Genomic DNA, 9,858 nt, shown 5'->3' on the forward strand with positions numbered 1-9,858 from the left:
TCCCGCACGCGTAGACACCACAGGCACTAACAAACGGAGCACCTCATGACCCGCTATAACGCGATCGAAGTCGCACAGGACGGCACCCTCCAGCCCACCACCCGAGAACTCGTCGAACCGCTGCCGGGGCACGTTCGAATGCGCGTGGAGGCCTGCGGCATCTGTCACAGCGACAGCGTCGCCGTGCACGTCCACGACGACGAGACCGGGCGAGTGCCCGGTCACGAAGTCGTCGGACGGATCGATGCCCTCGGCGACGGGGTGACCAAGTGGGAGCTCGGCGACCGAGCGGGGGTCGGATTCCTCGGCGGCCACTGCGGCGAATGCGACGAGTGCCGCCGCGGAAACTTCGTCGCCTGCAGCGATCAGCCGATGACCGGCGTCTCCGTCGACGGTGGATACGCCGAGTACATCTACGTCCGCCAGTCCGGGCTCGTCGCGATCCCCGACGAACTCACCTCGGCGGAGGCGGCCCCGCTTCTCTGCGCCGGCTTCACGGTCTACAACGCGCTCGCCAAGGGTGCTCCCGCGCCACGCGATCTCGTCGCGATCCAGGGCATCGGCGGCCTCGGCCACCTGGCTCTCCAGTACGCCAAGGCACTCGGCGCCGACGTCGTGGCCATCGCCCGAGGCACCCACAAGGAGACGCTTGCCCGCAAGCTCGGCGCAGACCACTACGTCGACAGCGACGCGGTCGACCCTGGAGACGCCCTGAAGGAGCTCGGCGGGGCCGGCGTTCTCGTCGCCACCGCGGCGAGCGGAGCTTCCATGTCGCCGCTCTTCAAGGGAATGCGCCAGGGCGGCCGATTCATCGCTGTGGGCGCCTCGTTCGAACCCCTCGCGCTCTCGACAATGGATCTCATCTTCGGCGGTTTCACCGTAGAGGGATCGCTCACCGGTCGCTCGATCGAGAACGAGGACAACCTGAGGTTCGCCGCGCGCAGCGGCGTCCGCCCCATGGTCGAGAACGTGCCCCTCGCCGATGCGGCCTCCGGGTACGCCCGCATGTTGAGCAACGCGGCGCGCTTCCGCGTCGTGCTCTCCGTCTGACGGGTGTGGCGGAGGCGAGGGCCTCCGCCACGCCCAGAACGATCGTGAACGAACGGCACCGGACACGGTGTCGAGAACCGAACAGGAAGATTACTGATGAAAACTGTAAAGCTGGGCAGCCAAGGACTCACCGTCTCGGAGCAAGGCCTCGGGGCGATGGCGATGACCGGTTGGTACGGTGCGACGGACGAGGCCGAAGCCATCGCGACGCTCAATCACGCCGTCGATATCGGTGTGACGCACATCGACACGGCCGAGATCTACGGCCCCATCACCAACGAGGTGCTCGTCGGTCGCGCTCTGGGCAATCGTCGGGACGAGGTCACGATCGCGACCAAGTTCAGTGCCGACATCCAGGAAGACGGCACAATCCTGGGCTCCGACGGCAGCCCGGAGCACGTACACCGAGCGATCGATCGATCGCTCCGCCACCTCGGGGTGGACTCGATCGACCTGTACTACCTGCACCGCGTCGACCCGAACGTGCCGATCGAGGAGACGGTCGGGGCCATGGGGGAGCTCGTTACGGCGGGAAAGGTGCGCTACATCGGACTGAGCGAGGCAGCGCCGGACACCATCCGTCGCGGCCATGCCACGTTCCCCCTCACCGCGCTGCAATCGGAATACTCGCTGTTCGAGCGCGGCGCCGAGCACAATGGCGTCAAAGACGTGCTCCAGGATCTCGGCATCGGCTTCGTCGCGTTCTCGCCGCTCGGACGCGGCTTCCTCTCCGGAAAGATCCGCAACCTCGACGACCTCGAGACGGCGGACGTTCGCCGCTACCTGCCGCGCTTCACGCCGGAGAACCTGGAGGCCAACGTGCGCCTCCTCGATGCCCTCGGTGCGATCGCCGAGAGCAAGGGAGTGACCGCATCTCAGCTCACCCTCGCCTGGGTGATCCAGCAGGGAGTGCTGCCGATCCCCGGCACCAGGCGAGCCGCCCATGTCGACGAGAATGCGCAGGCATCCGAGATCACGTTCACGGCGGATGAACTCGCCAGGATCGACGCGATCGTGCCGTTCAACGCCGCGGCCGGCGAGCGGGACCTTCCCGCAGGCCTCGCAGCGAACTACAAGTAGGGCGATGCCGACTGCAGGCCCTAAGAGTTCCGCAGTCGGGCCTCAGTGCGGATCACCAAGGCGCGCCGCGCGCCGAGGCCACTCTGCCCCGGCCAGCCGCCGCCAGGAAGGCTGACGGAACGCTGGTCCGTCGGCTGAATGGTGGCTGGTGCCCGATTGTGCGGGGGCTCCCACGGTATTCGGATTAGTGAGTCCCTCCGGGCACGTACTTCAGACTGCGGGTGATTCCGGGTCGGTCAACGGGCACCGAAGCCTTGTGCGCATCTGGGCGGCTGTGCGCCGATCCGTCGCCGACCTCGAGCACGTCCGGGTGACGGCGGTCACTCGGGCCAGCCGTTGTCCAGGATGGTCCGCACGAAGTCCTGCCGGCGGAAGGTGGGGTCGAAGTGGGCGAGCACGTCGTCGTTCATGGTGCCGAAGGTCGTCTGTGGCCGTTCTGCCATGCCGTCGTAGAACGCGCGCAGGATCCGGTTCTTGAACTCCGGCCGCGGGTGAGCCGCGACGACCTCCGCACGTTGTGTCTCGGTGATCTGGTCGAGGTCGATGCCGAGCACGTCGGTCTCCACACCCAGCGTGACCACTTCCACCTCCGGCGCCAAGTGGTGCGGAACCTCTGGCGTGGTGTGGAGTGCGATGCCGAGCCAGACGTCGCGCGCCTGGTCGTGCGAACGGCCGTGCTCCCGCAAGAAGCCGTACGCCGCCTCGGCACCGTCGAGCTCGAACCGGCGATCCGAGGTGCGGTAGGACGACGTGAGGCCAAGATCGTGGAACATCGCCCCGACATAGGCGAGCTCCGGATCAGCCTGCAGCCCCTGGGCGGCCGCCTTGAGCATCCCCCAGAGGAACACCCTGCGGGAGTGGTCGAACAGCGTGTCGTCGGCGGACTGCCGCACGACGGCGGTCGCGTCGCGAACGAGCTCGGTGTCCGGGATCGTGATCCCGGCAATGGTTTCGGGCATGTGTGTTTCCTCGATTCGAAAGTGGGTGGGGGGACCAGCCGGTCCCGTTCCGTGAGCCCCCGCGCGGCGGGCCGTGTCGCACACCGTCCGAAGGGACTGTTTGCCCGCAGATCCGGATCGGCTCGCGCCGAGCTTTTCGTGACGCTCCCGGCGGACACTGCCGTCGGTGCGGGCGGAGTCCGTGTCTTACGGGTGGAGTGCTCCTTGCTCGTTCGTGACCTGAATGATCGTCTTGCCGGAGGTGCGGGGGCGGCGAGCGAACGCGGTAGCCGTCTCGGACAGCGGCCGCACCGCGCCGATGATGGGCTTGAGCTGTCCGGTCCGGACGCGCTCGGCGAGGTCGGCCAGGCGGACACGGTCGGGTTCGACGACGAAGAAGACCGCCCTGCCGTCCGTGGGCTGCACGGCGGGCGGATGCGCGATCGTGACGAGAACGCCACCAGGGCGCACCAAGGCGATCGACGCATCGAGGACGTCGCCACCGACCACGTCGAACACCACGTCGACCAGGCCCACCTGGGGCAGGTCGTCCGCCGCCAGGTCGAGGAAGCTGTGCGCACCCAGACCGAGAACGATGTCTCGGTCGTCCGTCCGGCCGGTGCCGATCACGCTCGCACCCGCCTCGTGCGCGAGCTGGACGGCGATCGAGCCCACGCCGCCCGCGGCGCCGTGGACGAGGACTGTCTGGCCGGTCGTGAGGCGGGCGTGGTCGAACAGCCCTTGCCACGCGGTCAGGCCGGAGACGGGTAGCGCGGCGGCCACGGTGTGGTCGATGCCGGCCGGCAGTGGGGCGAGGTTGCGGGCCTCCACGGCGACGTACTCGGCCAGGGTTCCGTTGCGTGCCCAGTCGGTCAGCCCGAACACGCGTTGCCCCACGCTCAACCCCGTCGTTCCGTAGCCGAGCTCGGCTACGACGCCGGACACCTCGTGGCCGGGGATGGTGGGGGTGCGGTCGCGTCCGGCACGGTCGGTCCAGGTCGCGGGCCAGTCGAGTTCGCCGGGTGTGAAGCCTGCGGCGTGTACACGCACGATGACGTCGTTCTCCGCGGCGTGGGGATACGGCATGTCCGTGGCAGCCAGACCGCTCAGACCTGCGTCACGGTCTCGCACGATGATGGCCCGCATCGTCATTCCTTTCAGCGTCGTTTCAGAGTCGTTGTCAGCTCGGCCACGGCGCGCCGACGATCCGTTCGACGGTCGTCGTGCGCTGAAGACCAGGGATGAAATGCTCGAGGATGTCGGCGTTCACGGTGCCGTTCGCCGTCTCGGGACGGTGCCTGAGGCCCTCGACGTTCGCCCGCAGGAACTCGTTCTTGAAGTCCCCTCGCGGATGGGCGGCGACGATCTCCTCGACCTGCTCAGGTTCCAGGTCGTCCAGGCCGAGCCCGAGCACGTCGGTCAGGACGCCGAGCTGTGTCATCGCGATCAACGGCGCCATCCGACCCGGAATGCCCGGCGTGGTGTGCAGCGCGATCGCCGTCCAGACGGTCTCCGCGGCACCCACCGAGAATCCCCGACGCAGGAGGAACTGGCGGGCATGGTCGGCACCATCGACCTCGAACCGCTGCTCGATCTCCGAGAAGGGCGTCAGCAGGCCGACGTCGTGAAACAGCGCCGCCACGTACAGCAGCTCCGGGTCCAGATCCACGACGAGCCTGCGCGCGTGCAGAAGACCGAAGAAGAAGACGCGCCGCGAGTGGTGATAGATCAACGGGCTGGTCGTCTCCCGGACGAGCACGGTCGCTTCAGCGACCGCTGCTGTCTCGGGAATCTCCAGCCCGATGGTGAGCTCTGACATGGCCTCGTGCTTTCAGGATGTCGTCCGTGGACCGTGTGTCCGGTCTCAATAGTGCCCACGGGACGCGGACCGTCGCCGCCTTCGTCCGGCCAGGAATCCCTGATATCTGGACAAAGCACAGCCACGGCCATGTGCTACCAATAAACGGTGCCCACACCCCTGCCCCACGAAGTCGCGATCCTCGTCCATGACGGGGTGACGCTGCTGGACTTCGCCGGCCCCGCGCAGGCATTCACCGAAGCGAACCGGCTGGGCGCGAACTACATGACGACCCTGGTCTCACCCGCCGGCGATGACGTCACGTCGAACATCGGCGTCCGGATCGCCGTCGACGGTGCGGCGACCGCTCAGCATTTCGACACATTGCTGGTCCCGGGCGCCGACATCTATCCCAGCACCCCGGTCCCCCGCGACCTGGCGGATGCCGTGCGGATGTCGGCGGCAGCTGCCGGACGGGTCGTGTCGGTCTGTACCGGGGCGTTCATCCTCGCCGCCGCCGGTCTCCTGGACGGCAAGCGCGCGACCACCCACTGGAAGGTCACACACGAGCTCGCGGCACGGTGCCCGACCTGCACCGTCGAGCCCGACGCGATCTACGTCCGCGACGGAACCACCTACACATCAGCCGGAATAACCGCCGGCATCGACCTGGCACTCGCTCTCATCGAGGAGGACCACAGCGCTGATCTTGCGCGCGATGTCGCCCGCGCCCTGGTCGTGTACATGCAACGCGCCGGCGGCCAGTCACAGTTCTCGGCGCCACTGCATGGCCCCCCGCCACGCTCGCCCGCGCTGCGCACGGTCACCGACCTCGTCACCGCCAACCCCGGCGGGCAGTACTCCCTGGGCGACCTCGCGAAGCACCTCAACGTCAGCACCCGGCACCTCACCCGCCTCTTCCACGACGAGCTGTCCACCACCCCAGGCCGCTACGTGGAGAACATCCGGTTCGACCTGGCCAGATCCTTGCTCGACCAAGGACACACCGCTACCCGGGCCGCAGAACTCGCCGGGTTCCCCAGCTACGAGAGCATGCGACGCGTCTTCGCCAGGAAGGTGTCGTCCAGCCCGGTCGCCTACCGGCGGCGGTTCGCGACGGCGCTGGAACCCACGCCGCAACCCCGTGACCGGAGGTAGGTGGATGAGACCGACGACCGCCTGTGCGTCCCCGGACCTGCTTCATGGCACAGTCCTCGTACTTGATCGAAGCCCCCGATTCCCTTGTCTGCAATCACCCTTGAGGTTCGAGCAGATGGTCCTACGTCATTAACGCAGTCCGCAGCTCCTTGTAGCCAACTCGGTCGAACAAGACCGTCATGTTCGACCCGTCGTACCGCTCGACCACACCGAGTGGAGGCCGCACTCATCGCGGCGGATGCGCGGGACTCGGGCAGGCAGGCAGGTCCTCCCTAGGACGTCGGACCACCCGACGGAGCCGGAGGTGTAGGGGGAACCGGCGGTGTCGGCGGTGCCGGCAGGTTCGGCGTGGTCCGCGAGGGCGATGCCTCCATCCTGCGCTCGAGTCTCTCCAGCGACCTGTGCGCGACGTCGCCTCCACCCATCCCGACGTCGTCCGGCTCTGGAACAGGCCCATCGATGCCGCCACCTGAGACGTCACCGCCACGCTCGCCGGGTTCTCGGACTGCCCGGTGGCGATGGTCGCGAGTCAGTCGCACGCGACCATCACCACCGAGTCGTCTAGAGCGTTGATCGCGTCGAGGATCCAGAAGGAGAGATCCTGGTCAGGACACCTCTGTTGAGCGGCTGAGCGTCTCCCAGGTGGTCATGTCGGCCAACAGGGACTCGTGGTGGGTACGCAGCATGTCGACGGCATCGCTGCCGAGCACCAGGCGAAGTGGCGGGTTCTCGGCTGCAAGCACCTCGACGATGGCTGCAGCGCCCTTCGCGGGATCACCGGGCTCACTGCCTACGACTCCCGCGACCATCTGCCGGACCCCTCCCGAGCTTGCCTCGTAGGCGGGATTCTCGGCCGCGATGACCAGGCTGCCGCTCATCTTGGTGCGGAACATTCCGGGCTCCACCAGCAGGACCCGGATGCCCAGGGGCGCCAGTTCAGTCGACAGCGCCTCACTGAGAGCCTCGATCGCGTGCTTCGTGGCGTCGTAGGCGCCCATACCCGGAAAGGTCAGGCGACCACCGAGGGAACTCATCTGCACGATCGTCCCGCTCCCCTGCTCACGCAGCACAGGGACAACCGCCTTCGTGACCGCCGCGGTACCGAAGAAGTTCACCTCCATGATCCCGCGCAGCTGCTCCATCGAGGTCTCCTCGACAGCCCCAAGCATGCTGTAGCCGGCGTTGTTCACCAGCACGTCGACGCGGCCGAACACGGCCAGCGTCGCCTTCACGGCGGCATCGATCGATGCCGGGTCCGTGACGTCCAGAGCCGCTGTACTGACCCGGTCGCCGCCGATCCGCGCGAGGTATGCGAGTGTCTCCGGACGACGCGCGGTGGCCATGACCTGATCACCAGCGGCCAGTGCAGCCAGTGCGATCTCCCGCCCGAACCCGGCCGAGCAGCCAGTGATCAGCCAAACGCGGCCCTGTGTCTCATTCGACATTGCAATTCCCTTCAACTTGGCGTTTACCGAGGTCAATGTTCTTCCTGGCACACCAAGGCCGTCCAACACCGGCTACCTGTCCCAGCGGTAGGCTTTTATTGTGACCCCCGACCTTCGGCAACTCAGGTATTTTGTCGTCGTCGCCGAGGAGTCCAACTTCACGCGGGCCGGCGAACGGCTCATGATCAGTCAGCAGTCGCTGTCCCAGCAGATCACCCAGCTGGAACGCGTGCTGGGGGTGAAGCTCTTCGATCGTGGCACTCGGGGCACCAGACTGACCGCTGTCGGTGCCTGGTTCGTCCCCGAGGCCCGCGCTGTACTGGACCGAGCCGATGAAGCCTTCGACGCCGTCGCGCGAGTCGCACGTGGCGAGATCGGCAGCCTCCGCCTCGCCTTCCTCACCACCACGGCGAACTACCTGCTACCACCAGTGATCAGGGCCGCACGCCAACGGCTGCCTGGACTCGAGCTGACGACGGAGGAGACGGCGATCGCGCCGCTGGTCGAGGGGCTGCGCAAAGGGCGCTACGACGTCGCGTTCACGAGGCCCCCGCTGGTCGACGGTCTGGAGACCAGGACGCTGCTCAACGAGCAGGTGTGCGCGGTTCTGCCGGAGGCGCATCCACTCGCCGGACGCGCCGAACTGGCCCTGGACGATCTGGTCGGCGAACGCTGGGTACTTACCCCGCGCAGCTCGTGGGAGCCCTGGCACGAGGCGTTCGACGACTCTTTCCGTGCGGCCGGGTTCACCCCCGACGTCGTCCATCGAGACGCGAGTGTGCAAGGTCTGCTCGGCCTCGTGGCGGCAGGCGTCGGAGTGACGCGGCTGGCTAGGTCGGCAAGCAGTCTCCGCCGTACCGGCGTGGTGTTCGTGCCCCTGGCCGGGGAGTTCGTCACGACCGAGATGGTCTGGCTGTCCGGGGACTCCTCACCCGCGTTGCACAGCTTGGTGGACGTGGTCACCGAACTGGCCACGACCACAGACCTCACCGAATCTGGCTGACCCGCGCAGGACGTCGAGCGCACGGAAGACATTGCTCTCGTACTCGGAACGTACAGCGGCGGCGTCAGCTTCCTCGACGGCGCCCTACCCCCGACAGGGCTGGCGATGTCGATTGTGAACCAAGCCTTGGTCAGGACGCGGTCTGGAACGGTGAACTCCTCCGCCCAGTGCTCGCTCGGTCCTTCGTGCTGTCCGCGCCGGCCTACCGGTCCACGCCCGACAGCACCATCAGGATCCTGGTCGTCTCGACCACCTAGGTTCGTACCAGCAACGTGACCGGCCAGCTCGGAGTCTGCACCCCTAGCTGCGCCGTAACGATGGGGCGGTCTGCCTCCGACGTACCGAACCGTCGCTCACCACTGAGTCACCGGCCCTGCCGGCCGCAGAGCGCGATGGGCTGCCCAACCTGCAGGAAACTGGAGATCTGGACTGTGAGTCCCCTACCGAAGCCAAAGGTCCTGTCCGAGGCAGAATGGGCCTATGTCGCTCAACGGCGACCTCAGCGAGTTCCTGCACGGTCGGTGCGCTCGAATCGATCCCGAATCGGCTGGCCTAGGTGCATGCCCACGGGCGTTACCGGGGACATCGCAGGCACACGTCGGGCCTCGCGCGCTGGAACGCCGCTTCGCTCCCCGCCGAACGCAGGAACAGTTCTGGGCTGGCCACCGCGGCTCTCACCAGGGCCCGCCGCGCGCCCGTCTGGCCCGAAGTCGTAGGTGCACGTCCAAGAGGAAGGCAGCATCATGCCTCTGTCCGACCACGCCAGGAAGTTGCTCGACGGTGGCAACATCCTCACCGTCGCCACCATCAACCCTGACGGCTCCCCGCAGACCACGACCGTCTGGTGCCGTACGGACGGCGACGACGTGGTGTTCTCTACGATCAGAGGACGTCGTAAGCACCGCAACCTCGAGCGTGATCCGCGGGTGAGCATCAGCGTCTTCGACCCAACCTCGCCCTTCGACCGGGTGGAGATCCGCGGGCGCGCCACCATCACCGACGATCCTCGAGGCACCCTCATCGACGAACTGTCCCACCGGTACACGGGCCGACCCTGGCTGGAGACGGACCCGTCCGCGAAGCGGGTCATTGTGCGCGTCAACGCTCTGAACATCGTCGAGCGGCGCACCAGCCCGCGGTAACCAACCGCCGGGCTCGCACATGGGGCCACTTCGTCGCCCCCACGCCTGCCTGTGCTCGAGGTCAGCTGTTGACCGACTCGAGGCCGGGGTCAGGGCCGTGCCGAGCACACCAGGAACGAACCTGGCGTGACCGGCACCATGGCATGGTGCTAGGGCGTGTTTTGGATTGCGGCTGTGGTCTCGGCCCAGGCCTGGACTTCGGTCGCGATAGCGACGGGATCGGCGGCAGGGACCGTGCTGGTCT

General features: G+C 67.3%; 9 protein-coding genes. 5 read left to right on the forward strand and 4 right to left on the reverse strand.

The window, feature by feature from the left end; translation table 11 throughout:
- Nucleotides 1–45: 45 nt before the first annotated feature.
- Both ACIPN7_RS24625 and ACIPN7_RS24630 read left to right on the forward strand, forming a co-directional pair.
- Nucleotides 46–1,050, forward strand: a complete 1,005-nt coding sequence (locus tag ACIPN7_RS24625) for a zinc-binding dehydrogenase (RefSeq protein WP_400548721.1) — start codon at nt 46–48, stop codon at nt 1,048–1,050.
- Nucleotides 1,051–1,146: 96 nt separating this feature from the next.
- Complete coding sequence (locus ACIPN7_RS24630; RefSeq protein ID WP_400548724.1) at nt 1,147–2,130, forward strand: aldo/keto reductase; 984 nt, start codon at nt 1,147–1,149, stop codon at nt 2,128–2,130.
- 320 nt (nt 2,131–2,450) lie between these two features.
- Here ACIPN7_RS24630 and ACIPN7_RS24635 read toward each other — a convergent pair whose 3' ends face one another.
- The 3 genes from ACIPN7_RS24635 to ACIPN7_RS24645 all read right to left on the reverse strand — a co-directional run bounded on the left by ACIPN7_RS24635 (nt 2,451) and on the right by ACIPN7_RS24645 (nt 4,887).
- Nucleotides 2,451–3,089: an HD domain-containing protein gene (locus ACIPN7_RS24635; protein ID WP_400548727.1), complete on the reverse strand. Its 639-nt coding sequence runs from the start codon at nt 3,087–3,089 to the stop codon at nt 2,451–2,453.
- 186 nt (nt 3,090–3,275) lie between these two features.
- Nucleotides 3,276–4,214: an NADP-dependent oxidoreductase gene (locus ACIPN7_RS24640; protein WP_400548730.1), complete on the reverse strand. Its 939-nt coding sequence runs from the start codon at nt 4,212–4,214 to the stop codon at nt 3,276–3,278.
- Nucleotides 4,215–4,248: 34 nt separating this feature from the next.
- Nucleotides 4,249–4,887, reverse strand: coding sequence for an HD domain-containing protein (locus ACIPN7_RS24645; protein WP_400548733.1), 639 nt, complete (start codon nt 4,885–4,887; stop codon nt 4,249–4,251).
- Nucleotides 4,888–5,034: 147 nt separating this feature from the next.
- On the opposite strand from ACIPN7_RS24645, the gene ACIPN7_RS24650 reads away from it, so the two are divergent.
- Nucleotides 5,035–6,024, forward strand: coding sequence for a GlxA family transcriptional regulator (locus ACIPN7_RS24650; protein WP_400548736.1), 990 nt, complete (start codon nt 5,035–5,037; stop codon nt 6,022–6,024).
- 605 nt (nt 6,025–6,629) lie between these two features.
- Here ACIPN7_RS24650 and ACIPN7_RS24655 read toward each other — a convergent pair.
- On the reverse strand, nt 6,630–7,469 hold the full coding sequence (locus tag ACIPN7_RS24655) for an oxidoreductase (RefSeq protein ID WP_400548739.1): 840 nt from the start codon (nt 7,467–7,469) through the stop codon (nt 6,630–6,632).
- A gap of 100 nt (nt 7,470–7,569) precedes the next feature.
- Here ACIPN7_RS24655 and ACIPN7_RS24660 point away from each other — a divergent pair, with 100 nt between their 5' ends.
- Complete coding sequence (locus ACIPN7_RS24660; protein ID WP_400548742.1) at nt 7,570–8,472, forward strand: LysR family transcriptional regulator; 903 nt, start codon at nt 7,570–7,572, stop codon at nt 8,470–8,472.
- A gap of 743 nt (nt 8,473–9,215) precedes the next feature.
- Nucleotides 9,216–9,614 carry a PPOX class F420-dependent oxidoreductase gene (locus ACIPN7_RS24665; RefSeq protein ID WP_400548745.1) on the forward strand — a complete coding sequence of 133 codons (399 nt, stop codon included), beginning with the start codon at nt 9,216–9,218 and terminating at the stop codon, nt 9,612–9,614.
- Nucleotides 9,615–9,858: the final 244 nt, after the last annotated feature.

Source organism: Promicromonospora sp. NPDC090134 (assembly GCF_044746965.1).
In the GTDB taxonomy this organism is placed as follows: Bacteria; Actinomycetota; Actinomycetes; order Actinomycetales; family Cellulomonadaceae; genus Promicromonospora.